This window comes from Ferrovibrio xuzhouensis, from assembly GCF_042648965.1.
In the GTDB taxonomy this organism is placed as follows: Bacteria; Pseudomonadota; Alphaproteobacteria; order Ferrovibrionales; family Ferrovibrionaceae; genus Ferrovibrio; species Ferrovibrio xuzhouensis.
In genome coordinates this window covers 573,400-596,489 of the sequence record NZ_JBHRYJ010000002.1, presented here as the reverse complement: position 1 = coordinate 596,489, position 23,090 = coordinate 573,400, and the positions used below count along the sequence as shown (strand labels likewise).

19 protein-coding genes are annotated in these 23,090 nt (G+C 66.4%); 11 read left to right on the top strand and 8 right to left on the bottom strand.

Going from position 1 to position 23,090, the window contains the following annotated elements; all coding sequences use genetic code 11:
• Positions 1 to 9: 9 nt before the first annotated feature.
• Positions 10 to 1,323, bottom strand: coding sequence for an O-acetylhomoserine aminocarboxypropyltransferase (locus ACFOOQ_RS12950; RefSeq protein WP_379727118.1), 1,314 nt, complete (start codon positions 1,321 to 1,323; stop codon positions 10 to 12).
• Between the two features lie 437 nt (positions 1,324 to 1,760).
• Between ACFOOQ_RS12950 and ACFOOQ_RS12945 the strand changes: the two genes are divergently transcribed.
• Positions 1,761 to 2,408, top strand: coding sequence for a TetR/AcrR family transcriptional regulator (locus ACFOOQ_RS12945; RefSeq protein WP_379727115.1), 648 nt, complete (start codon positions 1,761 to 1,763; stop codon positions 2,406 to 2,408).
• A 197-nt stretch (positions 2,409 to 2,605) separates the two neighbouring features.
• Here ACFOOQ_RS12945 and ACFOOQ_RS12940 read toward each other — a convergent pair whose 3' ends face one another.
• Positions 2,606 to 2,782 carry a DUF1192 domain-containing protein gene (locus ACFOOQ_RS12940; protein ID WP_379727112.1) on the bottom strand — a complete coding sequence of 59 codons (177 nt, stop codon included), beginning with the start codon at positions 2,780 to 2,782 and terminating at the stop codon, positions 2,606 to 2,608.
• 150 nt (positions 2,783 to 2,932) lie between these two features.
• Here ACFOOQ_RS12940 and ACFOOQ_RS12935 point away from each other — a divergent pair, with 150 nt between their 5' ends.
• The 7 genes from ACFOOQ_RS12935 (at position 2,933) to ACFOOQ_RS12905 (ending at position 10,197) form a co-directional block, all read left to right on the top strand.
• Entirely contained in the window at positions 2,933 to 4,141 is a 1,209-nt protein-coding gene (locus ACFOOQ_RS12935; RefSeq protein WP_379727109.1) for an MFS transporter, read from the top strand.
• Positions 4,142 to 4,220: 79 nt separating this feature from the next.
• The gene (locus tag ACFOOQ_RS12930; RefSeq protein WP_379727106.1) at positions 4,221 to 5,216 is read left to right on the top strand and encodes an NAD(P)H-quinone oxidoreductase; all 996 of its coding nucleotides are present in this window, start codon (positions 4,221 to 4,223) and stop codon (positions 5,214 to 5,216) included.
• Positions 5,217 to 5,346: 130 nt separating this feature from the next.
• Positions 5,347 to 6,063 carry a DUF1013 domain-containing protein gene (locus ACFOOQ_RS12925; protein ID WP_379727103.1) on the top strand — a complete coding sequence of 239 codons (717 nt, stop codon included), beginning with the start codon at positions 5,347 to 5,349 and terminating at the stop codon, positions 6,061 to 6,063.
• A 197-nt stretch (positions 6,064 to 6,260) separates the two neighbouring features.
• Positions 6,261 to 7,235, top strand: coding sequence for an ABC transporter permease (locus ACFOOQ_RS12920; protein WP_379727100.1), 975 nt, complete (start codon positions 6,261 to 6,263; stop codon positions 7,233 to 7,235).
• A gap of 13 nt (positions 7,236 to 7,248) precedes the next feature.
• The gene (locus ACFOOQ_RS12915; RefSeq protein WP_379727097.1) at positions 7,249 to 8,160 is read left to right on the top strand and encodes an ABC transporter permease; all 912 of its coding nucleotides are present in this window, start codon (positions 7,249 to 7,251) and stop codon (positions 8,158 to 8,160) included.
• Positions 8,161 to 8,176: 16 nt separating this feature from the next.
• Positions 8,177 to 9,184, top strand: coding sequence for an ABC transporter ATP-binding protein (locus tag ACFOOQ_RS12910; RefSeq protein WP_379727094.1), 1,008 nt, complete (start codon positions 8,177 to 8,179; stop codon positions 9,182 to 9,184).
• Complete coding sequence (locus ACFOOQ_RS12905) at positions 9,181 to 10,197, top strand: ABC transporter ATP-binding protein (protein ID WP_379727091.1); 1,017 nt, start codon at positions 9,181 to 9,183, stop codon at positions 10,195 to 10,197. The genes ACFOOQ_RS12910 and ACFOOQ_RS12905 overlap by 4 nt, the downstream gene beginning before the upstream one ends.
• A 10-nt stretch (positions 10,198 to 10,207) precedes the next feature.
• On the opposite strand, the gene ACFOOQ_RS12900 is transcribed toward ACFOOQ_RS12905, so the two are convergent.
• The 4 genes from ACFOOQ_RS12900 to ACFOOQ_RS12885 all read right to left on the bottom strand — a co-directional run bounded on the left by ACFOOQ_RS12900 (position 10,208) and on the right by ACFOOQ_RS12885 (position 16,111).
• Positions 10,208 to 13,306 carry an efflux RND transporter permease subunit gene (locus ACFOOQ_RS12900; RefSeq protein ID WP_379727088.1) on the bottom strand — a complete coding sequence of 1,033 codons (3,099 nt, stop codon included), beginning with the start codon at positions 13,304 to 13,306 and terminating at the stop codon, positions 10,208 to 10,210.
• Complete coding sequence (locus ACFOOQ_RS12895) at positions 13,303 to 14,445, bottom strand: efflux RND transporter periplasmic adaptor subunit (protein ID WP_379727085.1); 1,143 nt, start codon at positions 14,443 to 14,445, stop codon at positions 13,303 to 13,305. Before ACFOOQ_RS12895 ends, ACFOOQ_RS12900 begins: the two co-directional genes overlap by 4 nt.
• 80 nt (positions 14,446 to 14,525) lie before the next feature.
• Positions 14,526 to 14,798, bottom strand: a complete 273-nt coding sequence (locus tag ACFOOQ_RS12890; protein WP_379727082.1) for a ribbon-helix-helix domain-containing protein — start codon at positions 14,796 to 14,798, stop codon at positions 14,526 to 14,528.
• 110 nt (positions 14,799 to 14,908) lie between these two features.
• The gene (locus tag ACFOOQ_RS12885) at positions 14,909 to 16,111 is read right to left on the bottom strand and encodes a pyridoxal phosphate-dependent aminotransferase (RefSeq protein WP_379727079.1); all 1,203 of its coding nucleotides are present in this window, start codon (positions 16,109 to 16,111) and stop codon (positions 14,909 to 14,911) included.
• A gap of 419 nt (positions 16,112 to 16,530) precedes the next feature.
• On the opposite strand from ACFOOQ_RS12885, the gene ACFOOQ_RS12880 reads away from it, so the two are divergent.
• The 3 genes from ACFOOQ_RS12880 (at position 16,531) to ACFOOQ_RS12870 (ending at position 19,785) form a co-directional block, all read left to right on the top strand.
• On the top strand, positions 16,531 to 17,559 hold the full coding sequence (locus tag ACFOOQ_RS12880; protein WP_379727076.1) for an ABC transporter substrate-binding protein: 1,029 nt from the start codon (positions 16,531 to 16,533) through the stop codon (positions 17,557 to 17,559).
• Positions 17,560 to 17,674: 115 nt separating this feature from the next.
• On the top strand, positions 17,675 to 18,901 hold the full coding sequence (locus tag ACFOOQ_RS12875; RefSeq protein ID WP_379727073.1) for an MFS transporter: 1,227 nt from the start codon (positions 17,675 to 17,677) through the stop codon (positions 18,899 to 18,901).
• The gene (locus tag ACFOOQ_RS12870) at positions 18,898 to 19,785 is read left to right on the top strand and encodes a DMT family transporter (protein ID WP_379727070.1); all 888 of its coding nucleotides are present in this window, start codon (positions 18,898 to 18,900) and stop codon (positions 19,783 to 19,785) included. The genes ACFOOQ_RS12875 and ACFOOQ_RS12870 overlap by 4 nt, the downstream gene beginning before the upstream one ends.
• A 7-nt stretch (positions 19,786 to 19,792) precedes the next feature.
• Here the strand turns inward: ACFOOQ_RS12870 and ACFOOQ_RS12865 are convergent, their stop codons facing one another.
• Complete coding sequence (locus tag ACFOOQ_RS12865) at positions 19,793 to 21,373, bottom strand: methyltransferase (RefSeq protein WP_379727067.1); 1,581 nt, start codon at positions 21,371 to 21,373, stop codon at positions 19,793 to 19,795.
• A 27-nt stretch (positions 21,374 to 21,400) separates the two neighbouring features.
• Complete coding sequence (gene ettA, locus ACFOOQ_RS12860; protein ID WP_379727064.1) at positions 21,401 to 23,080, bottom strand: energy-dependent translational throttle protein EttA; 1,680 nt, start codon at positions 23,078 to 23,080, stop codon at positions 21,401 to 21,403.
• Positions 23,081 to 23,090: the final 10 nt, after the last annotated feature.

Sequence of the window (23,090 nt, the reverse complement as noted above, 5' to 3'; positions counted from 1 at the left end):
CTTTTCTGCTTATTCGGCAGCGGCCTTGACCGCTTTCGCGGCGGCGCGCAGGGCCTGGTTGAGGTCGTCGATCAGGTCCTGCACGTCTTCCAGGCCGACCGACAGGCGCACCAGATCCTCGCCGATGCCGGCAGCCTTCAGTTCGGGCGCGCTCATCTGCTGGTGCGTGGTGCTGGCCGGATGGATCACCAGCGACTTGGCGTCGCCGACATTGGCCAGATGCGAGAATATCTGCAGGCTCTCGATCAGCGCGCGGCCGGCCTCGCGGCCCCCCTTGACGCCGAAGCTGAAGATCGCGCCGCAGCCCCTGGGCAGCAACGTCTTGGCAAGCTCGTGGTCGGGATGCTCGGGCAGGTCGGGATAGGACACCCAGCCGACTGCCGGATGGGCTTTCAGGAAACCGACCACCTTGCGGGCATTCTCGACATGCCGGGCCATGCGCAGGTGCAGGGTCTCGACGCCCTGCAGGATCTGGAAGGCATTGGTCGGCGACAGGCAAGCACCGAAATCGCGCAGGCCCTCGGCGCGGGCCCGCATGATGAAGGCGCTGGGGCCGAATTCCTCGACGAAGTCGAGGCCGTGGTAGCCCGCGTAGGGCTCGGTCAGCGTCGGGAACTTGCCCGAGGCTTCCCAGTCGAAACGGCCCGAGTCAATCAGCGCGCCGCCGATGGCGACGCCATGGCCGCCGAGAAACTTGGTCGCCGAATGCATGACGAGATCGGCGCCATGCTCGAAGCCGCGAAACAGGTAGGGCGTGGCAAAGGTGCAGTCGAGCATCAGCGGCAGACCCGCAGCATGGGCGATCTTCGCCACCGCCGGCACATCGAGCACCTCGAGGCCCGGATTGCCGAGAATCTCGCCGAACACCAGCCGCGTCTCGGGCTTGATTGCCGCCTGCCACGCCGCATGGTCGCGCGGATCGACGAAGGTGGTGGTAATGCCGAAGCGCGGCAGGGTATGGACGAGGATGTTGTAGCTGCCGCCATAGATGTTGCGCGAGGCGACGATATGGCCGCCCTGGCCCATCAGGGTGACGATGGCCAGATGCAGGGCCGCCTGGCCCGAACTGGTGCAGACCGCGCCGACGCCGCCTTCCAGCGCCGCCAGCCGCTCCTCAAGAACCGCGACAGTGGGATTGGAGATGCGCGAGTAGATATGGCCGCCGCGTTCCAGGTTGAACAGGGCAGCGGCATGGTCGGTGTCGCGGAAGACGTAGGAGGTGGTCTGGTAGATCGGCACCGCGCGAGCGCCGGTGGTCGGATCGGGCTGCTGGCCCGCATGCAGGCTGAGCGTGTCGAAACGAAGGAATTTCGGTTCCAGCATCTGGCGTCTCCCTGCCCGGCGGCCGGCCCTGATCATCGGGCAGTGGCGCAGGCCGTCCGTCTTTATCACCCGGGCCAGCAGGGCAAAAGCGGCGCGGGTGGCGCAGGACCGGCAAAAAAGCGGCTGCTTCGGGCAAAAAAGTGGGTCGTTCCGCCCTTTCCGGACGGAACGACCCCGACATCTGCCTCAATCTCGAAACTCCGGCGATTAATCCATGCCGGGACCATCCTAGTCAAGCAGGTGTAACAAGATGTTTCCGACACGCAAAAAGAGCGGCCGCCGGAGGGCCCGACGGCCGAAGTCGAACTCAACAGGGAGGAAACTAATGACTGTCTGTAGTATGGTCGACAGCACTTAAGATTCGATGAAACCACCGATTCGGCGGGACCGGCGCAGCTTCGATTTTACAGGCGGGAGTGTTCCTGTATGGTCGGGGCATGACACTCCGCCCGGCTGCCGCCTCACCTTCTGCCGACCGCCCGGCTGCCGACCGCCCGGACGACCTGCCGGCCGGGACGATCCAGGACCGGCTGCTGGATGCGGCGCTGGCCTGCTTCCGCCGGATGGGCGGCAAGCGGACCCGCATCGAGGATATCGCCTCCGAGGCCGGCCTCGCCCGCACCGCGGTCTATCGCTATTATCCCAACAAGCGCGCCATCGTGGCCGCCATGGCGACCCGCTGGCTGGCCGACGACGAGACGCGGCTTGCCGAAATCGCCCGTGACAGCGGCCGCAGCCCGGCGGCCCGGCTGCATGCCTTCCTGCTGGCCGATGCCGAGGCCACTCGCCGCTATCTCACCGATCCCGGCCGGGCCGAGGTGCTGGACGAGGTGATGCAGAATATTGCCGCGGTCGCCCGCCAGCATCGGTCGCATATCCGCCGCCATCTGGCCGGACTGATGGCCGAGGGCAGCCAGGCCGGCGCCTTCCGCCCGGCGGCGCCCGAGCGCCAGGCCCAGGTGATCGACGATCTGACCGCCAGCTTCCACGACCCACGACTGGCGGCCATGTTCGATAAAGATTCCTGGCGTGAACGGGCCGAAGCGGCCGCGGACACCATCCTGCGTTCTGTCCGCGCCCGCTGACGGGTATTGAACGGTCTGCGACAATTGACAATAATTGTCTTTAGTCTCGAAAATTTCTTTTCATTACAGAATTTTATCCGGGATTCCCGGACCTGACCGTCGACATGGCCCGCGCAGCAGGGTCCGCTCCGGCCATCAGTCGCCGCTTTTCCGTACGTCTGACGGGAACAGAACGGGACAGCCGAGGCGGATGCCGTTCAGCTCTTGAAAAAGCCGGACGCGGCGCCGCGGGCCGCCTGTTTCTGCTTGATGACGCCGCGGATGGTGGCAATCTCGGCCTCCAGATCGGCAATCCGGGTCTCGAGATCCTCGATCGACATGACATCGTATTTCGGCGCAGCCGGCTTGCGTGTGGTTGCCTCGTCCCAGTCCATGCTGCCCTCCCGGTATCGGTCCTGCGGTCGCCGCAGTTTAGGGTTTTCCGGGCGCCGGTCACAGCCCTGTCGGGCAAGAACCGGGTATACAGATCACCTGACGCGCCCTAACTAGGTGCGGCCCTCCCCCGCCCCACGATAAAGATTCCCATGACCGATACCGCACTGCCCGCGCAGGACAAGCCCGTGGCCATGACCGGCTTCCTGACCTTCGTGTTCGCCATCGGCTGCGGCCTGACCGCCGCCAACCTCTATTACGCCCAGCCGCTGATCGGCCTGATCGCACCCGACATCGGACTCAGCGACACGCTGGCCGGCTTCGTGGTGACCTTCACCCAGATCGGTTACGGCCTCGCCCTGCTGCTGATCGCGCCGCTCGGCGACAAGCTGGAAAACCGCCGGCTGATCATGGTCACCCTGGTCGCCGCCGCCATCGCGCTGGCCGGCATGGCCTTCACCCGGCATCCGGTGCCGTTTCTCGCCGCCGCCTTCATGATCGGCCTCACTTCGGTGGGTGCACAACTGCTGGTGCCGTTCGCCGCCCATCTCGCCCCCGACCATCGCCGCGGCCGCATCATCGGCAACATCATGTCGGGCCTGATGCTCGGCATCCTGCTGGCGCGGCCGCTGTCGAGCTGGCTGACCAGCCTGTTCGGCTGGCGCGCGGTCTTCGAGATCATGGCCGTCGCCATGCTGGTGCTGGCCGCGCTGCTCGGCCTGCTGCTGCCGAAGCGCCAGCCCAATACCAAACTGTCCTACGGCGGCATCCTGCATTCGCTGTTCGGCCTGCTGCGCACCAACCGCATCCTGCAGCGGCGCACCGCCTATCACGTGCCGCTGTTCTGCGCCTTCAGCCTGTTCTGGACCTCGGTGCCGCTGCTGCTGGCCGGGCCGGATTTCGGCCTGACCCAGCGCGGCATCGCACTGTTCGCGCTGGCCGGCGCCGCCGGTGCGGTCGCCGCACCGATTGCCGGCCGCTGGGCCGATCGCGGCTGGGGTCGCTTCACCACCGGTCTGGCGATGACGCTGGTGGCGCTCGCCTTCCCGATGGCCTGGATCGCCGCCGAGATCCACTCCCTGCCGCTGCTGGTCCTGGCCGGCATCACGCTCGATTTCGGCGTGCAGGCCAATCTGGTCACCGGCCAGCGCGCGCTGTTCGCGCAAGCTGCAGAAGCCCGCAGCCGGCTGAACGGCATCTACATTGCCAGCTTCTTCTTCGGCGGTGCCGCCGGCTCGGTGCTGGCCAGCGCCACCTATACCCATGGCGGCTGGACCGTGACCACGGCAACCGGCCTGGTGCTGCCGCTGCTGTCGTTGCTGTTCTTCGCCACCGAGTTCCGCCGCGGCAGCACAGCCTAGGCCGCCACGCGCTTGCCGGATCGGCCGGGGACCGCTAGATCACCAAGTCAGATCAGAAAATCCGAACCGGAGGACCCGCATGCTGCCGAAAGAGATGACCGTCATCGAGATCAGCCAGCCCGGCGGCCCCGAGGTGCTGAAGCCGGCACCGCGGCCGATACCGCAGCCGGCGGCCGGCGAGGTGCTGATCAAGGTGGCCGCCGCCGGCGTGAACCGCCCCGATGTGCTGCAGCGTGCCGGCATGTATCCGCCGCCGCCCGGTGCGCCGGATTATCCCGGCCTCGAAGTCGCCGGCGAGATCGTCGCGCTGGGTGACGGCGTGCAACGCTGGAAGCTGGGCGACAAGGTCTGCGCGCTGGTCGCCGGCGGTGGCTACGCCACCTATTGCCTCGCGCCGGCCGAACAATGCCTGCCGGTGCCCGCCGGCCTCGACATGGCCGAAGCGGCAGCCCTGCCGGAAAACTGGTTCACCGTGTGGACCAACATCGCCGACCGCGGCCGGCTGGCCGCCGGCGAGAGCATCCTGATCCATGGCGGCGCGTCCGGCATCGGTGTTGCCGCCATCCAGCTCGCCAGACTGCTCGGCGCAACCAATATCTACGCCACCGCCGGCACCGACGAGAAATGCCGCTACTGCGAGAGCCTCGGGGTGACCAAGGCGATCAACTACAAGACCGAGGATTTTGCCGCCCGTATCGCCGAACTGACCGGCGGCCGCGGCGTCGACGTCATCCTCGACATGGTCGGCGGCAAGTATTTCGCCCCCAACATCAAGAGCCTGGCCGAGGAAGGCCGGCTGGTGATCATCGCCGTGCAGGGCGGCCCCAAGGGCGAGGGCGACCTCAGCCTGCTGATGCGCAAGCGGGCCACGGTTACCGGCTCGACACTGCGGCCCCGGCCCATCGCCTTCAAGGGGGCGATTGCCCGCGCGCTGGAGGCCAAAGTCTGGCCGGCCCTGGCCGACGGGCGGATCAAGGCGATCATTGATTCCCGCTTCCCGCTCGATCAGGCAGCCGCCGCCCATGCCCGGATCGACCATGGTGACCATATCGGCAAAGTCCTCCTAATTATTTGATACCAATACCAAAAAGATAAAAACCGGGGTGGTTGCGCAGCCGACCGGTTCCACTATATTGTCGCGCGATTTTTCCGCTCACGCGGGCGGCCGCTGACCAGCCGGCTCCCGCACCAGGAGGGTTTTACCCATGGCATTGCCGCTGATGCCCAAGGCCACTGCGGTGTGGCTGATCGACAATACCAAGTTGACCTTCGACCAGATCGCCCAGTTCTGCGGCCTGCATCCACTCGAGGTGAAGGGTATTGCCGATGGCGAAGTTGCTGTGGGCATCGTCGGCCTCGATCCGGTTGCCAACAGCCAGGTCAGCGCCGAGGAAATCGCCCGCTGCGAGGCCGATCCGGCCGGCGACCTTAAGCTGCTGACCCCAGCGGTGCCGGTGCAGCGCCAGAAGACCAAGGGCGCCAAGTACACCCCGCTGTCGAAGCGCCAGGATCGCCCCGACGCCATCGCCTGGCTGCTGAAGTACCATCCGGAAGTGGCCGATGCACAGGTGCAGAAGCTGCTCGGCACCACCAAGGCGACCATTGATTCGGTGCGCAACCGCACGCACTGGAACCACGCCAACATCAAGCCGCGCGATCCGGTCAGCCTCGGCATGTGCAGTCAGACCGAACTCGACCGCGTGCTGATCCTGGCCGCCAAACGCCGGGAAAATCGCGAGAAGCGTGAAGCCCGCGAGCAGGCACGCGCCGGGCGCGAGACCGGCCTGCCGCCGGCGGCCGAGATTCCGGCTGCTGCACCGGTCGATGCGCCGGCAGCCGAACCGGAAAAGCCCGCCGAGCCGACCGTTGCCGATGTTTTCGGCACTGGCGGCGATGCCGGCGGCGACGACAGCGAAGACTGACATTCCATCCTTGCTTGCCGTTTGCCGCGCCGCCCTCGCTGTGGCGCGATGCAGGCGCCTGCCTGAAACAGACGGACGAAACGACGCGGCCCTCTAGGCGCGGCGGCCGCTTTCCGCTATAGCGGAGAGGGGGAGACGCAACGCCCGGACTAGAGGCAGTCGTCTGTTTATCCGGAAAACTGACAGGGATTCTGGGGATGTTGGTTTTTATTATCCGGCGCCTGATGCAGGCCGTTCTCGTGCTTGCAGTGATGTCGGTACTGGTTTTCGTCGGCATCTACCTGATCGGCGACCCGCTGGCGATCCTGGCCAGTCCGGAGGCGACCGAGCTTGATCGCGAGGCGATCGCCCATGCGCTCGGCCTCGACCTGCCGTTGTGGCAGCAGTATCTCACCTTCCTCGCCAAGGCCCTCACCGGCGACTTCGGCAAATCCTTCGTATTCGGCCAGCCGGCCATGCACCTGATCCTCGAGCGCATGCCGGCCACCATGGAGCTGGCGATCACCGCCACCATCATGGCGCTGGCCATCGGCGTGCCGCTCGGCCTCTATGCCGGCCTGCGTCACGACACGGCCGGCGCCCGCACCATCATGGCCGGCTCGGTGCTCGGCTTCAGCCTGCCGAATTTCTGGGTCGGCCTGATGCTGATCATGGTCTTCGCCGTGCAGTTCGGCTGGCTGCCCGCGTCGGGCCGCGGCCAGACTGTCGAGGTGCTCGGCCTGCACCTCAGTATTTTCACAGCCGATGGCTGGCGCCACATCATCCTGCCGGCGATCACGCTCGGCCTGTCGAAATGCGCCCTGATCATCCGCCTCGCCCGCGCCACCACGCGCGAGGTGATGCTGATGGATTACGTAAAATTCGCCCGCGCCAAGGGCCTGCGCGAAAAGCGGGTAATCGGCGTGCATATCCTGAAGAACATCATGGTGCCGATCGCCACGGTGACCGGCCTGGAGCTTGGCACCCTGATCGCCTTTGCGGTGATCACCGAGACGATCTTTTCCTGGCCCGGCATGGGCAAGCTGCTGATCGATTCGATCGTCCACCTCGACCGCCCGGTCGTGGTCGCCTACCTGCTCGCCGTCGTGCTGCTGCTGGTGGCGATCAACCTCATCGTCGACATCCTTTACTCGGTGCTCGATCCGCGCGTGCGGCTCGGCAACGCACAGTGACGGGGAGCGACCGATGACCGATACCGCCCTGCCCGATGCCGCACCGGCACCAACCGAATCCCCTTTCCGCCGCATCGTCAGCGAATTCGCCGAGAGCAAGCTCGCCGTCTTCGGCTTGGTGGTGCTGGCCGTCTTCCTCGCCGCGGCGCTCCTGGCGCCATGGCTGGCGCCGCAGAATCCCTATGATCTCGCCGTGCTCGACATCCTCGATGCCCGGCTGCCACCCGGCGAAACCTCGGGCACGGGCCTCGTCTTCTGGCTCGGCAGCGACGGCCAGGGCCGCGACATGCTGAGCGCCATGCTTTACGGCCTGCGCATCAGCCTGTTCGTCGGCGTTACTGCCGTCAGCGCCGCGCTGGCGATCGGCGCCTTCGCCGGCCTGCTGGCCGCCTATGTCGGCGGCCGCGTCGAGACGCTGATCATGCGCACGGTCGACATCCAGCTCTCCTTCCCCGCCATCCTGCTGGCGCTGATCCTGCTGTCCCTGCTGGGCAACGGCGTCGACAAGGTGATCATCGCCCTGGTCGCCGTGCAATGGGCCTATTTCGCCCGCGCCGCCCGCGGCGCCGCGCTGGTCGAGCGCAACCGCGAATATGTCGAGGCGGCGCGCTGCCTGGGGCTCAGCCGCAGCCGCCTGCTGCTGCGCCATCTGCTGCCGAACTGCCTGCCGCCCCTGATCGTCATCGCCACCGTCGATATCGCCCGCTCGATCACGCTGGAAGCGACGCTCAGCTTCCTCGGCCTCGGCGTCCCGGTCACCGAGCCGTCGCTGGGCATGCTGATCGCCAACGGCTTCGACTACATGCTGAGTGGCGTCTACTGGATTGCGGTCTTCCCCGGCGTGCTGCTGACCATCGTCATTGTTGCGATCAACCTGGTCGGCGACCAGTTGCGCGACGTGCTCAATCCCCGCCTGAAACGCTGACCCGGGGATCGCCAGCATGACCGATACCGCCATCGCGACCCTGCAGGTCGAGAATCTCGAAACCCATTTCCCGACCCGTGACGGCATCGTGCGCGCCGTCGATGGCGTCAGCTTCTCGGTCGGCCGCGGCGAGATCCTCGGCCTGGTCGGCGAATCCGGCTCGGGCAAGTCGATCACCGGCTTCTCGATCCTCGGCCTGATCGACCAGCCGGGCCGTATCGCCAACGGTCGCGTGCTGTTCAAGGGCGAAGACATCACCGCGGCGGGCGAGACACGCCTGCGCCAGCTGCGCGGCGCGCGCATCGCGATGATCTTCCAGGACCCGATGATGACGCTGAACCCGGTGCTGCGCATCGATACCCAGATGATCGAGGCCGTGCAGGCGCACCAGAAGGTCAGCAAGGCGGCCGCCCGGGACCGCGCGATCGAAACGCTGAAGGCGGTCGGCATCGCCGCCCCGGAAGAACGCCTGACTGCCTATCCGCACCAGATGTCAGGCGGCATGCGCCAGCGCATCGCCATTGCCATCGCCCTGCTGCACAAGCCCGACGTGATCATCGCCGACGAGCCGACCACGGCGCTCGACGTCACCATCCAGGGCCAGATCCTCTACGAGGTGCGCAAGCTGTGCCGCGAAACCGGCACCTCGCTGATCTGGATCACCCACGATCTTTCGGTGGTTGCCGGCCTCGCCGACCGCATCATGGTGATGTATGCCGGCCGCATCGTCGAGACCGGCCCGATCGGCACCGTGATCGAGCGGCCGCAACACCCCTATACGCGCGGCCTGATCGGTTCGGTGCCCGGCGCCCTGCCGCGTGGCAAGCGGCTGTTCCAGATTCCCGGCATGGCGCCGGCACCGCTCAACCTGCCGGAAGGCTGCCGCTTCAAGGCACGCTGCACCCGCGCCGATGCCGCCTGCGACACCATGCCCCCGCTGGCCGAACTGTCGCCCGGCCATGCCGTGCGCTGCGTCCATCCCTTCGATGCCGCACCGATCACCGCGGCGGAGACCGCGTCATGAATACCGTCTCGGTTGAAACCGCGCCGATCCTCGAGCTGGAACAGATCACCAAGCGCTTCACCTGGCAGCTCGATGTCGCCTCCCGCGTCGCCAACCTGCTCGGCGCCGGCCTCAAGGAGCGCGCCGTACATGCCGTCAGCCAGGTCGACCTTGCCATCCGTGAGGGCGAGGTGGTCGGTCTGGTCGGTGAATCCGGCTGCGGCAAGTCGACGCTCGGCCGCATTGTTGCCGGCATCATGAATGCCAGCGACGGTGCGCTGAAATACCGCGGCAAGCGGGTCGCCGAGATGAGCGAGAGCGAGCGCCGCGACTATATCCTCGGCGTGCAGATGATCTTCCAGGACCCTTACGCCTCGCTCAATCCGCGCATGCGGGTCGAGGACATCATCGGCGAGGCGCCGGTGGCGCACGGCCTGATCAAACGCAGCGAGATGCCGGCCTATGTCGAGGGGCTGATGCGCCAGGTCGGCCTCGACCCGCGCTACCGCAAGCGTTATCCGCACCAGTTCTCCGGCGGCCAGCGCCAGCGCATCGGCGTCGCCCGCGCGCTCGCCGTCAAACCGCGTTTCATCGTCTGCGACGAGGCGGTGGCGGCGCTCGACGTGTCGATCCAGGCCCAGGTGCTGAACCTGTTCATGGACCTGCGCGAGCAGCTCGGCCTGACCTACCTGTTCATCAGCCACAACCTCGCCGTGGTCGAGCATATTTCCGACCGCGTGGTGATCATGTATCTCGGCCAGGTGGTGGAAAGCGCGCCGACCGAGGAACTGTTCGCGCAGCCGAATCATCCCTATACCCAAGCCCTGCTGGCCGAGGCGCCGCGCCTGGTCGCCGAACGGCGCGACTACCTGCCGATTGCCGGCGAAATCCCGTCGCCGCTCGACCCGCCGCCGGGCTGCCATTTTCATCCGCGCTGCCCGCATGCGATGGACCGCTGCCGCCAGGAGGCGCCGGCGCTGAAGGAAATCGCGCCGGGCCGCCTGTCGGCCTGCCACCTCAACGACGCGGCCTGATCAGACGGACTCAGGCTGCCTGCGGCGGCCTGACCCGGAACCAGGCGGCATAGAGCGCCGGCAGGAACAGGATAGTCAGCAGGGTCGCCACCAGCAGGCCGCCGATGATGGTGTAAGCCATCGGTCCCCAGAAATCGCTGTGCGACAGCGGGATCATGCCGAGGATCGCCGCCAGCGCAGTCAGCGTGATCGGCCGGAAGCGGCGGATCGTTGCGTCGATCACTGCATCCCATGGCTCATGTCCGGCGGCGATATCCTGGTCGATCTGGTCGACCAGGATCACCGAGTTGCGCATGATCATGCCGGCCAGCGCGATGGCGCCCAGCATGGCGACGAAGCCGAACGGCACGTTGAAGAACAACAGGCCGACGGTAACGCCGATCAGGCCGAGCGGCGCGGTCAGCAGCACCAGGATCATGCGCTGCACGGACTGCAGCTGGATCATCAGCAACGTGACCATGATGGCGATCATCACCGGCACCACGGCGCCGATCGACTTGTTGGCCTTGGCGCTTTCCTCGATGGCACCGCCCATGACGATGCGGTAGCCCGGCGGCAGCTTGGCGCGCAGTGCGTCGAGTTTCGGCTCGATCTGCATGGAGACCACCGGCGCCTGGATGCCGTCGACGATATCGGCGCGGGCGATGATGACCGGCTGGCGGTCGCGCCGCCAGATGATGCCTTCCTCCTGGCCGTAATGGACCTCGGCCACCTGGCTGAGCGGCACCGGCTTCGTGCTGTCAGCGCCAGCGACATTGAGGTCCTTGATGCCGTTCAGGCTGAGGCGTTCCTCGGGCACCGCGCGGGCGACCACGTCGATCAGCTCGCGACCCTCGCGATACTGCGTCACCGTGATGCCGGAGACGATGGAGTTCAGCGTGGTGGCGAGATCCTGCGACGAGATGCCGAGCAGGCGGGCCTTGGCCTGGTCGACATCAAGCCGCACCGACTTGCTGAGCTCGTTCCAGTCGAGGTTCACGTCGCGGGCATTCGGATTGGTGCGCATGACGTCGGCGACCTGGAAGGCGATGTCGCGCACCACCATCGGATCGTCGCCATAGACGCGGAACTGTACCGGAAAGCCGACCGGCGGGCCGTTTTCCAGTCGGTTGACGCGGCCGCGCAGCAGCGTGAAGCCGTCCTGGAAATCCTTGATCAGGCGGGCCCGCACCGCCTCGCGCTCGACGTCGCCCTTGGTCAGCACGACGACCTGCGCGAAATTGTTGTTCGGCAGCTCGACATTGAGCGGCAGGTAGAAGCGCGGCGCACCGGCGCCGACATAGGTGGTGTAGCTCACCACATCCGGATCGGCCTTGAGGATCGCCTCCAGCTTGAGGGCTTCCTGCTGGGTGGCAGCAATCGACGCGCCCTGCGGCAGCCGCAGATCGACCAGCAGCTCCGGCCGGTTCGACGACGGGAAGAACTGCTGCTGCACGAACTTGAAGGCGAAGCCGCTGGCCAGGAAGATGCCGACCGTGACGACAATGACTATATAGCGGTGCCGCACGCACCAGGTCACCACCGGTCGCACATAGCGGTAGAGGCCCCGTTTGTAGATATCCTCGCCATGGCCATGACCCGCCTTGGGCGTCGGCAGCAGGCGATAGCCGATGAAGGGCGTGAAGATCACCGCCACCACCCAGGACACCAGCAGCGCAATGGTGACCACGGCAAAGATCGAGAAGGTGTATTCGCCGGCCGATGACTTGGCAAAACCGACCGGCACGAAACCGGCGGCGGTGATCAGGGTGCCGGTCAGCATCGGAAACGCCGTCGAGGTATAGGCAAAGCTCGCTGCGCGGAAGCGGTCGAGTCCCTGTTCCATCTTCACCTGCATCATCTCGACCGCGATGATGGCGTCGTCGACCAGCAGGCCGAGCGAGATGATCAGCGCGCCGAGCGAGATGCGGTGGAAGTCGATGCCAAAGATTTCCATGCAGGTAAAGGTGATCGCCAGCACCAGCGGAATGCACAGCATCACCACCACGCCACTGCGCAGCCCCAGGCTGAGGAAACTGACGCCGAGCACAATTACCACGGCCTCCAGCAGCACGCGCATGAATTCGCTGATCGAGCGCTGCACGACCTCAGGCTGGTTGGCGACTTGCTGCATCTCGAAGCCGATCGGCATGTCGGCCTTCAGGCGCGTCATGGTCGCCTGCAGCTCCGTGCCGAGGTCGATCATGTTGCCGCCCTTGGCCATCGAGATGGCGAGCCCGATGCCTTCCTGACCGTTGAAGCGGAAGCGCGGCGCCGGCGGATCGGCATAGTCGCGCCTGATATCGGCAAGATCGCCGAGCCGCAGCAGGCGACCGTTGGCCTGGATCGACAGTTCGGCGAGGCCGCGCGCAGTCTTGATCTCGCCGCTGACCCGGGTGGCGATGGCATCCGACGAGGTCTGAACCACACCCGACGCGGTCTGGGCATTCTGCGCCTGGATCACGTCGATGATCTGCTGCGGCGTGACGCCGAGGTTGGCCAGCTTCTTGTTGGAGAATTCGATGAAGATCTTTTCCGGCTGCACGCCGAGCAGGTCGGCCTTGCCGACATTCTTGATGCGCAGTACTTCCTCGCGCACGTCCTCGACGTAATCCTTCAGCTCGCGATGGGTGAAGCCATCGGCGGTGAAGGCATAGATGGTGCCGAAGGTATCGCCGAATTCATCGTTGAAGAACGGCCCCTGGGTGCCCTGCGGCAGGGTTTGGCGGATGTCGGAGACCTTCTTGCGCACCTGGTACCAGATGTCAGGCACCTGTTTCGGCGGCGTGTCGTCGCGTAGCACCACGTAGACCGTCGATTCCGCCGGCTTGGAGTAGCTCATCACGTAATTGAGGAACGGTGTCTCCTGCAGCTTCTTCTCGATCTTGTCGGTGACCTGCTGCTCGACCTCGCGCGCCGTGGCGCCCGGCCAGTTGGCCCGCACGATCATGATCTTGAAGGTGAAGTCCGGATCCTCGGCGCGGCCGAGCTTCATGTAGGACAGCGCGCCGGCGGCCAGCAGGATCACCATCAGGAAGCCGATCAGCGACTGGTGCCGCAGGGCCCAGGCTGAGAGGTTGAAACGATCGTGACCGGATTCGGGGGACGGCGGGATCGCCTCGCCGCTCACGACTGGATCTCCTTGCGGGCTTCAACCAGCAGCCGCACGATCTGCCCCGGGATCAGCTTGTGCACCCCGGCGGTGACCACCTCCTCGCCGGCCTTCAGTCCGGCGGAGATCAGCACGGCATCCTGCACATAGGCGGCGATGGTGACCGGGCGCAGTTCGACGGTGCCCTTGTCCGGCGTGCCGCTGTAGACCCAGACCGCGGGCTTGTCACCCTCCTGATACAACGCCGACAGCGGCAGCGCGATGACGCTGTCGCTGCTGCGCCGCACGATGGCGACCGAGGCGGTCATGCCGAGCCGCATGCCGGCCGGCGGATGCTGCACCGTCACCTTCACCGCATAGGTGCGGGTGACCGGATCGGCGCCCGGCGCGATCTCGCGCACCACGCCGGCATATTCCTTGTCGGGATTGGCCCACAGGCTGACCGAGATGCCGGTGGCGTTGCGCAGCTCGTCGAGACGGTTCTCGGCGACATTGAACACCACTTCCTTCTCTTCCGGCCGCGCCAGCTTCATCACCGTCTGGCCCGAGGAGACCACCTGGCCGGCCTCGACGCTGATGCTGGTGATCACCCCATCCGCATCGGCATGCAGTTCGGTGTAGTCCATCTGGTTCTGTGCGACCCGCAACTGCGACTGCGCGCTGTCAAGCCGGGCCTTGGCGGTGTTGTAGGTGTTCTGGCGGCGGTCGAGCTCGGCCTGGCTGGTCACCCGGGTCTCGTAGAGCCGCTTGTAGCGGGTCAGTTCGGTCTGCGCCTGCTCGAAGTTCGCCTGCGCGGCGTTCATCTGGGCGCGGGCATTCTGGATGGCGAGCCGGCTGTCATCGGGATCGAGCCGGGCCAGCAGGGCATCCTTCTTCACCTCGCTGCCGATCTCGACAAAACGGGCGACGATCTTGCCGCCGATGCGGAAGGCCAGATTGGTCTCGTAGCGGGCGCGCACTTCGCCGGTATAGCTGGAACGGTCCTCGAAGACCTGCGGCTTCGCGCTGGTGACGCGCACCGGCCGGATCGGTTCCGGCGGCGGCGGGGCCTGGTCGCAGGCGGCGAGTCCGCCGGCCAGCAACAGCGCCGCCATGATGGCACCGATTTTCACCCCTGCCGGCATCCACCCGCCGGCAATCCCCTTCATGCTACGCATAGCCGCCTCTCTGCCGGACGGCCGTTCGGGAGCGTATTGACTGAAACCGAAACTCTGGAAAATCCCCCGGACGCCGCCTGCTAGTCTTGCTTCCCTGTTACCGGTATCTCCGCTCTCGTGGCGGTTTCTTCCGGCTGCAGCAGCCCCTGTTTCGCCCGCTCCAGGATCCACACCCGGATTGCGCTCGACAGATTGCCCGTCCGTGCAGCGTCGATATCGCTGACCATCTGGCTGATGGTCCTGCCATTCTGGCCTGCCAGCGCCTGCAGCGCCTCCCAGAACGCCTGTTCGAGGGAGATGCTGGTGCGGTGGCCACCCACCACGACGGAACGTTTTTTCACCGTCGCGGACATTCACCGACCTGCACGGCCGCACATGGGCCGCTTCCGGGGGTGCTTAGCATCGGCATATGTCCGCGCCAAGACAGCCTCCGGCGGCATGTGACGACCGTCACCAGTTACCGTCAAGAAAGCTGGGCGCAGAATTCCTGGATGCGACCGCAGGCATCCTTGAGCGCCTCGGTGGAAGTCGCGTAGGAAATGCGGAAATGCGGGCTGAGGCCAAAGGCCGCGCCGAACACCACGGCAACACCCTTCTCTTCCAGCAGGGCGTTGCTGAAATCCTCGTCGTTGCCGATCTTCACGCCGCCCTTGCTGGTCTTGCCGATGGTGCCGGCACAGCTCGGGTAGACGTAGAAGGCGCCCTGCGGCGTCGGGCAATGCAGGCCCTTGGCCTGGTTCAGCATGCTGACCACCAGGTCGCGGCGCTGCTTGAACACGGCGTTGTTCTTCGGAATGAAGTCCTGCGGGCCGTTCAGCGCCTCGACGGCGGCCGCCTGGCTGATCGACGACGGATTGGAGGTCGACTGCGACTGCAGGCCGCTCATCGCCTTGATCAGCTGCACCGGACCGCCGGCATAGCCGATGCGCCAGCCGGTCATGCAATAGGCCTTCGATACACCGTTCATGGTCAGCGTGCGCTCGTACAGCGCCGGCTCGACCTGGGCCGGTGTGGTGAAGACGAAATTGTCGTAGGTCAGATGCTCGTACATGTCGTCGGTGAGAATCCAGACATGCGGATGCCGCAGCAGCACGTCGGTCAGCGCCTTCAGCTCGTCGCGGCTGTAGGCGGCGCCCGACGGATTCGACGGCGAGTTCAGGATCACCCACTTGGTCTTCGGCGTGATCGCGGCTTCCAGCGCCTCGGCGCGCAGCTTGAAGCCGTCTTCAGCCATGCCGGTAACGAAAACCGGCTTGCCGCCGGCGAAATTGACGATGTCCGGATAGCTGACCCAATAGGGCGCCGGGATGATCACTTCGTCGCCGGGATTGACGGTGGCGAGCAGCGCGTTGAACAGCACCTGCTTGCCGCCGGTGCCGACCGAAATCTGCTCCGGCTTGTAGTCGAGGCCGTTCTCGCGCTTGAACTTGGCGACGATCGCCTGCTTCAGCGCCGGGGTGCCGTCGACGTCGGTATAACGGGTCTCGCCGCGGTCGATGGCGGCCTTGGCGGCCTCGCGGATATTGGCAGGGGTCTCGAAGTCCGGCTCGCCGGCACCGAGGCCGATCACGTCACGGCCGGCAGCCTTGAGGGCGCGGGCCTTCTGGGTGGCGGCGATGGTGGCCGACGGCTTGATACGACCGAGGGCATCGGACAGGAACGGCATGGGATTGGCGACTCCTTGCGCGCAGACGGAACAGGGGAAAAGGCGGGCGCACCTTACGTCCGCCACCGCACCGGCGCAATGTTCTATCCCGTCAGGTTTCCGGCCTGTTCTGCCCGGAATCGCGGCAGCCGGCCGGTTATCTGGGCAGCGTGGCGCCGACGCCGCAGCGAATCTGTGGCGCGCCGGCGTTCCGCCTGCCCGTGGCGCTGGACCGGGAATTGCATACGATTCCACCCGAGCCTGTGTTCGATTCGGCCTTGGCGGCCCGCCGGGCGGCACCTAGACTGCCGCACCGACGCCGCCCGGACCGACACTCCGGACACAATCGGCGCAGTAAACATGTTCTCTCAGCCCCGGGGCCGGTGCGGCCGGCCTGCAAGCGACCGGTGGCTGAATACTGGATGGGGAGACCTCTGACCATGACGTTCACTCGTACGATTACCCTTGCGGTCGCCGGCCTCGCGCTGGCGCTCGGTCTCGGTGCGGCCAGGACTGCCGCGGCAGAAACCAAGATCAAGTTCACCCTCGACTGGGTGATCCAGGGTCCGACCTCGCCGTTCCTCTATGCCCTGCAGAAGGGCTACTACAAGGCCGCCGGCCTCGACGTCACCATCGACGCCGGCCAGGGCTCGGCCGGTGCGCTGCAGCGCGTCGCCACTGGCGCCTACGACATGGGTTTTGCCGACATCAACGCGCTGGTCGAATACAACGCCAAGAATCCGGAAAGTCAGGTCAAGGCGGTGATGATGGCCTATGACGCGCCGCCGCTCGGCCTTTATGCGCTGAAGAAATCCGGCATCAAGACGCCGAAGGACCTTGAGGGCAAGAAGCTCGGCGCCCCGGTGTTCGACGCCTCGTTCAAGCTGTTCCCGGCCTATGCCGCCGAGGTCGGCATCGACAAGTCGAAGATCACCTTCGTCAACCTGAAGCCGCAGCTGCGCGAGCCGAGCCTGAAGGACGGCAGCGTCGACTTCATCTCCGGCCATTATTTCTCGTCGGTGCTCGATCTCGAGAAGATCGGCGTGCCGTTCAGCGACATCGTGGTGTTCAGCTACGCCGACGCCGGCATGGACTTCTATGGCAATGCCGTGGTCGCCTCGCCGAAGTTCATCAAGGAGAGCCCGGCCGCCATCAAGGCCTTCGTCAAGGAGACCATCCGGGCCTGGAAGGAAGTGGTCGCCGACCCGGCCGCCGGCGTCAAGGCGGCGCATGAACGCGACGGCCTGGTCGACGAGGCACTGGAGTTGAAGCGCCTGAAGATGTCGATCGAGAAAAACGTTCTGACCGACTATGTGAAAAAGAACGGCTTCGGCGATGTCGACATGGCCCGCCTGCAGCGGTCGTCCGACGCGGTCGCCGCCGCCGTCGGCATCGAGAAGGCGCCGAAGGCTGCCGACCTGTTCCAGGAAGGCTTCCTGCCGCCGAAGTCGGAGCGCATGTTCAAGTAACAGCAACGGCCAGCCGGCAACGGCCGGCGCGGGGCGGCGGGTTCATCCCGCCGCCCTTTTTTTATGCCCGGCATTGCGGCTATCATGGCGGACCATAAAAGATAAATTGCGTGCCATGCCCGCCTCGCCCGGCCCTGCCCCTTCAGCCCCCGTCCGTCCGGGGCAATCCGCCCATACCGACTGGATCGCCGTCACCGCCGTGATCGCGGCCGGCGTGCTGGTGTCGGTGCAGCTTGGCAAGCTGCCGCCGCTGCTGTCCGGCCTGCGCGCCGAATTCGGCTTCGGCATGGTGCTGGCCGGGCTGGTCGCCTCGTCGTTCAACCTGGTCGGTGCCGTCATCGGCATTGTCGCCGGCGTCGCCTCCGACCGCATCGGCAGCCGCCGGGCGCTTGGCGCCGGCCTGCTGGTCTGTGCCGCCGGCAGCCTGCTGGGCGGCCTGGCGCAGGACGTGCCGCTGCTGCTGATCGCCCGCCTCATCGAGGGCTGCGGCTTCGTGCTCACCGTGGTCTGCGCGCCGAGCCTGCTGACGGCGGCAAGCTACAGCGGACAGCGCGCCCTGGTGCTCGGCTTCTGGAGCGCCTATATGCCGCTCGGCGTCGCGCTGGGCATGCTGGGCGCCCTGCCGGTCGGCCTGCTGTTCGACTGGCGCGAGCTGTGGTTCGGTCTCGCCACCCTGCTGGCCGTTGCCGCCATCATCATCCTGCGGCTGACCCGCGGCATCATGCTGCCTCCGGCGCGGCAGTTCAGCGCAGCGCCGCTGAAGCGGGCCGGCCCCTGGCTGCTGGCCGGCTGCTTCGCCTGTTACACCACACAATGGTTCGCCATCGTCACCTGGATTCCGACCTACCTGCGCGACAGCGGCGTGACCAGCGAGACGACGATCTCGGCCGGTGCGGCACTGATCGTCCTGATCAACGTGCTCGGCAACCTGTCGTCCGCGGCGCTGATGCATCGCGGCGTGCCGCGCTGGCTGATCATCGCGGTGGTCTCGCTGGTGATGAGCCTGTTCGGCGTCGCGGCATTTGCCGCCGGCATTCCGGTCACCGCCAAGATCGCCCTTGCCATGGCCGCCACCGGCTTCGGCGGCATGCTGCCGGCCGCCGTGCTGGCCAGCGTGCCGCAGCAGGCGTACAACCCGGGCGAGATCGCCACGGTGAACGGCGTGGTGATCCAGCTTCTGAACATCGGCTCGTTCATCGGCCCGCCGGGCCTGGCGGCGCTGGTCACCCATCTCGGCGGCTGGAACCAGGGCCGCTGGCTGCTGCTGGTGGCGGGCTGCGTCAGCCTGCTGCTGGCCCTGGCGTTGCGCCGCGTCGAACGCCGACGGAAGATCGCGCCATGAAACCGGGACGCGGCGACCTTGCCATGCTGACTTCGGTGTTCATCTGGGGGAATACCTTTCCGACGGCGAAATACGTGCTGACCGTGCTGCCGCCGCCGGTCTATGCCGCCTCGCGCTACCTGCTGGCGGCGCTGACCCTGATGCTGGTGCTGGCCTTGCGCGGCGGATTGCAGCCGCCGCGCCGGCAGGACCTGCCCGGCCTGGCGGCACTCGGTTTCGTCGGCATCACCCTGATGCAGCTGTTGTGGACCAATGCGCTCGACCTGACCACGGCGTCCAAGGGCGCCATCCTGGTATCGGTGGCGCCTATCTTCGCCCTGCTGATCTCGTCGTTCCGCGGCCAGCGGCTGAGCGTATCAGCTTGGGCCGGCGTCGCCCTGTCATTCGCCGGGGTGTTTCTCGTCATCAACAACAGCGTCAGCCGTATCACGCTGGGCGGCGGCACGCTGACCGGCGACCTGCTGTTCCTCGCCGTCGCCTTCTGCTGGGCGAATTATTCCGTCTTCGCCACGCCTTATCTCGCCCGCCTCGGCGCGCTACGCACCACCGCCTGGTCGATGCTGTTCGGCGCCCTGATGCTGTCGCCGGCGCTCGGCTTCGGCATCGGCGACATCGACTGGGGTGCCATCACGCCGGGCATTATCGCCTGCTACCTGTTCACGGCCTTTGTCGCCGGCGCGCTGGGCTATCTGTTCTGGTATGCGGGCATCGCCCGACTCGGCATCGCCCGCTCGGTGATCTACTCGTATCTCATCCCGGTTTTCGCCCTGCTCAGCGCCGTCACTTTCCTCGGCGAGCATGTCTCGCCCGTGCAGTTCGCCGGCGCCGCGGTGGTGATCACTGGCCTCGTGCTTACCCGCATCAGCCCGGTGAAGACAGCCTAGTTTCCGCTCAGCTTTCGGCGGCCAGACAGAACGCCGGCGTGCCGTCCGGCAGGGTCACCGGCTCGACCGCCAGCACGATCAGGCCTTCCGCCTGCGCCATCCGCCGCCAGGCCTCGGCGTCATGCAAACTTGCCGGCGCCAGCGCGACGAACACGCCGGCCAGCGCCAGCGCGACCTTCACCGCCGAGAATACCGCCGCCGGATCGGCGGCCTCGGACAGCAGTCCGGTCGCAAGGATCAGGTCGTAATGGTCCGGCCGCGCCTCGAGATGCGCGACCGGTTCGCCGGTTTCGCAATCGTCGTAGACGCTGCTCTCGAAGGCGCACCGGCTGCGGTCGGGATCGGCATCGACCATATCGAGGTGCTGGCTCAGCCGGCGCAGCGCCTGCGCCTGGCCCGCCATGCCGCCGCCAAGATCGATGGCCCAGCCGACCGTGAAATCCGCCCCCACCATCTGCTGTGCCGCGGCCAGCAGGATCTCGGCACCGGGCCGCTCAAGGCCGGCCAGCAGATCGTCGGTCGACAGCGCCGCCAGCGGATCGGGCGGCACCGGTGGCTGGCGACGCAGCGCAAAGACATAGCCCGCCACCGGCCGGCCCTGTTCAAGGCGCAGATCGATATCGTCGAGGCGCAGCAGGTCAAAGCCGGCCTCGGCAGCGCGGCGGCGCAGATAGTCGGCACCATGCTGGTAGCGGCCGGTGCGGGTGGCGACATAGCGGCCGGTCTCGGCGCCGGCCTCCACCGTGGCAACGAAGACGCCGTCGTTGCGCAGGGACGCATGGGCGGCCTCGAACAGCGGACGCAGATCGCCGAAATAGGACAGCACGTCGGCCGCCAGCATCAGGTCATAGGCCTCCGGGCGATCCTGCAGCAGCGCGACGCTCTCGCCGACCTGCAGCTCGTCGTAGATGCGGCGCGCGCGGGCATGCTCAACCATGCGCGGCGACAGATCGATGCCGTCGAGCCGGCGCGTCAACGGCCGGATTTCAGCACCGGCCAGTCCGGTGCCGCAGCCCAGATCGATGGTACGTGCCACCGGCTGCCCGCCCAGCGCTTCGGCCGCCAGTTCGGCGACCTGCTGCGGTCCGCGATAGTCGAGCCAGTCGACCAGCTTACCGTCGAAACTGTCGGCGAAGGCATCGAACAGGTCGGCGATATAGGCGGCATTGGCTTGTGCCGGCGCCTCGCCGGCCAGCACGGCAGCCATGTGGCGGGCCTCGGCATGATCGGGGCGCAGCGCCAGCAGGCGGCGGAAGGTGACCAGTGCGTCGGCGCGGCGGTCGAGCCGTAGCTGCAGCCGCGCCACCCGGTGCAGCAGGGTTTCCGAATCCGGCTGGGCGGCCAGCGTGCGCTGCAGCTTTTCCAGATCGGTGGCCACGGTGCGGTCAAGCCGCAGCTGCGCCAGCACCGACTGCACGCGATCAGGGGCGACCGCGGCCGGCGTTACCACCGGCACCGTTTTCTGCACGCCGCCGAGGCCGAGCAGCATGTCGGAAATCGAGGCCGGCACGGCAGGCGCTGCGACAGCCGGCCGGCGCGGCAACGGACCGCCCGCCTTCTTCTGTGCGCGCCGCTCCCGCCGGTTCATGACCGCATCATGCCGCGCGGCGCCGCCTCAGCGCTCCAGCGGCTTGTAGCGGATGCGGTGCGGCTGGTCGGCATCGGCGCCGAGCCGCTTCTTCTTGTCCGCCTCGTAGTCCTGGAAGTTGCCCTCGAACCATTCGACATGACTGTCGCCCTCGAAGGCCATGATGTGGGTGGCGAGGCGGTCGAGGAACCAGCGATCATGGCTGATCACGATGGCGCAGCCAGCGAAATTCTCCAGTGCATCTTCCAGCGCGCGCAGGGTGTCGACGTCGAGATCGTTGGTCGGCTCGTCGAGCAGCAGGACGTTGGCGCCTTCCTTGAGCATCTTGGCCAGATGCAGCCGGTTGCGTTCGCCGCCCGACAGCATGCCGACCTTTTTCTGCTGGTCGGCGCCCTTGAAGTTGAACCACGAGCAATAGGCGCGGCTCGGCACTTCACGCTTGCCGAGATGGATGATGTCGTCGCCGTTCGACAGTTCCTCCCAGACGGTCTTCTTGTCGTCGAGGCTCTCGCGGCTCTGGTCGACATAACCGAGCTTGACGCTGTCGCCGATCCGCAGGTCGCCACCATCGGGCTTCTCGCCGCCGGTGAGCATGCGGAACAGGGTGGTCTTGCCGGCGCCGTTCGGGCCGATGATGCCGACGATGCCGCCCGGCGGCAGCTTGAAGGACAGGTTGTCGATCAGCAGCCGGTCACCGAAAGCCTTCGACAGGCCTTCGGCCTCGATCACCACATTGCCGAGACGCGGGCCCGGCGGGATGGTGATGCTGACCTGGTCGACCTGCCGGTCCTGCTCCTGCTGCAGCATCTCTTCATAGGCCTTGAGGCGGGCCTTCGACTTGGCCTGGCGGGCGCGCGGGCTCTGGCGCACCCATTCCAGCTCGCGCTGCAGGGTGCGCTGGCGCGCATCCTCGGTCTTGCCTTCCTGCGCCAGGCGCTTCTGCTTCTGGTCGAGCCAGGAGGAGTAGTTGCCTTCCCACGGAATGCCCGAACCGCGGTCGAGCTCGAGAATCCAGCCGGCGACATTGTCGAGGAAATAGCGATCATGGGTGATCGCCACCACGGTGCCTTCGTAGTCGTGCAGGAAGCGTTCGAGCCAGGCGACCGATTCGGCGTCGAGATGGTTGGTCGGCTCATCAAGCAGCAGCATGTCGGGCTTGGACAGCAGCAGGCGGCACAGCGCCACACGGCGCCTCTCGCCGCCCGACAGCTTGGTCACGTCGGCGTCGCCCGGCGGGCAACGCAGCGCGTCCATGGCGATCTCGACATTGCGCTGCAGGTCCCAGGCATTGGCGGCATCGATTTTTTCCTGCAGCTCCGCCTGCTCGGCGATCAGCGCATTCATCTCGTCATCGTCGGTGATCTCGGCGAACTTGTTCGAGACCTCCTCAAAGCGGTCGAGCAGCGCCTTGGTCTCGCCGACGCCTTCCATGACGTTGCCGAGCACGTCCTTGGAGGCATCGAGCTGCGGCTCCTGCGCCAGATAGCCGATCTTGACGCCGTCGGCCGCCCAAGCCTCGCCGGTGAATTCGGTATCCAGACCGGCCATGATCTTCAGCAGGGTCGACTTGCCGGCGCCGTTGGCGCCCAGCACGCCGATCTTGGCGCCCGGCAGGAAGCTCAGCCAGATATCTTTCAGGACCTGCTTGCCGCCCGGATAGGTCTTGCCGAGGCCCTTCATCACGTAAATGTACTGATACGACGCCATTATGCGCTCC

Excerpts from the sequence above, each read along its gene's own strand:
- ACFOOQ_RS12950 (WP_379727118.1), bottom strand. The coding sequence starts at position 1,323 with ATGCTGGAACCGAAATTCCTTCGTTTCGACACGCTCAGCCTGCATGCG.
- ACFOOQ_RS12945 (WP_379727115.1), top strand. The coding sequence starts at position 1,761 with ATGACACTCCGCCCGGCTGCCGCCTCACCTTCTGCCGACCGCCCGGCT.
- ACFOOQ_RS12940 (WP_379727112.1), bottom strand. The coding sequence starts at position 2,782 with ATGGACTGGGACGAGGCAACCACACGCAAGCCGGCTGCGCCGAAATAC.
- ACFOOQ_RS12935 (WP_379727109.1), top strand. The coding sequence starts at position 2,933 with ATGACCGATACCGCACTGCCCGCGCAGGACAAGCCCGTGGCCATGACC.
- ACFOOQ_RS12930 (WP_379727106.1), top strand. The coding sequence starts at position 4,221 with ATGCTGCCGAAAGAGATGACCGTCATCGAGATCAGCCAGCCCGGCGGC.
- ACFOOQ_RS12925 (WP_379727103.1), top strand. The coding sequence starts at position 5,347 with ATGGCATTGCCGCTGATGCCCAAGGCCACTGCGGTGTGGCTGATCGAC.
- ACFOOQ_RS12920 (WP_379727100.1), top strand. The coding sequence starts at position 6,261 with ATGTTGGTTTTTATTATCCGGCGCCTGATGCAGGCCGTTCTCGTGCTT.
- ACFOOQ_RS12915 (WP_379727097.1), top strand. The coding sequence starts at position 7,249 with ATGACCGATACCGCCCTGCCCGATGCCGCACCGGCACCAACCGAATCC.
- ACFOOQ_RS12910 (WP_379727094.1), top strand. The coding sequence starts at position 8,177 with ATGACCGATACCGCCATCGCGACCCTGCAGGTCGAGAATCTCGAAACC.
- ACFOOQ_RS12905 (WP_379727091.1), top strand. The coding sequence starts at position 9,181 with ATGAATACCGTCTCGGTTGAAACCGCGCCGATCCTCGAGCTGGAACAG.
- ACFOOQ_RS12895 (WP_379727085.1), bottom strand. The coding sequence starts at position 14,445 with ATGCGTAGCATGAAGGGGATTGCCGGCGGGTGGATGCCGGCAGGGGTG.
- ACFOOQ_RS12890 (WP_379727082.1), bottom strand. The coding sequence starts at position 14,798 with ATGTCCGCGACGGTGAAAAAACGTTCCGTCGTGGTGGGTGGCCACCGC.
- ACFOOQ_RS12885 (WP_379727079.1), bottom strand. The coding sequence starts at position 16,111 with ATGCCGTTCCTGTCCGATGCCCTCGGTCGTATCAAGCCGTCGGCCACC.
- ACFOOQ_RS12880 (WP_379727076.1), top strand. The coding sequence starts at position 16,531 with ATGACGTTCACTCGTACGATTACCCTTGCGGTCGCCGGCCTCGCGCTG.
- ACFOOQ_RS12875 (WP_379727073.1), top strand. The coding sequence starts at position 17,675 with ATGCCCGCCTCGCCCGGCCCTGCCCCTTCAGCCCCCGTCCGTCCGGGG.
- ACFOOQ_RS12870 (WP_379727070.1), top strand. The coding sequence starts at position 18,898 with ATGAAACCGGGACGCGGCGACCTTGCCATGCTGACTTCGGTGTTCATC.
- ACFOOQ_RS12865 (WP_379727067.1), bottom strand. The coding sequence starts at position 21,373 with ATGAACCGGCGGGAGCGGCGCGCACAGAAGAAGGCGGGCGGTCCGTTG.
- ettA (WP_379727064.1), bottom strand. The coding sequence starts at position 23,080 with ATGGCGTCGTATCAGTACATTTACGTGATGAAGGGCCTCGGCAAGACC.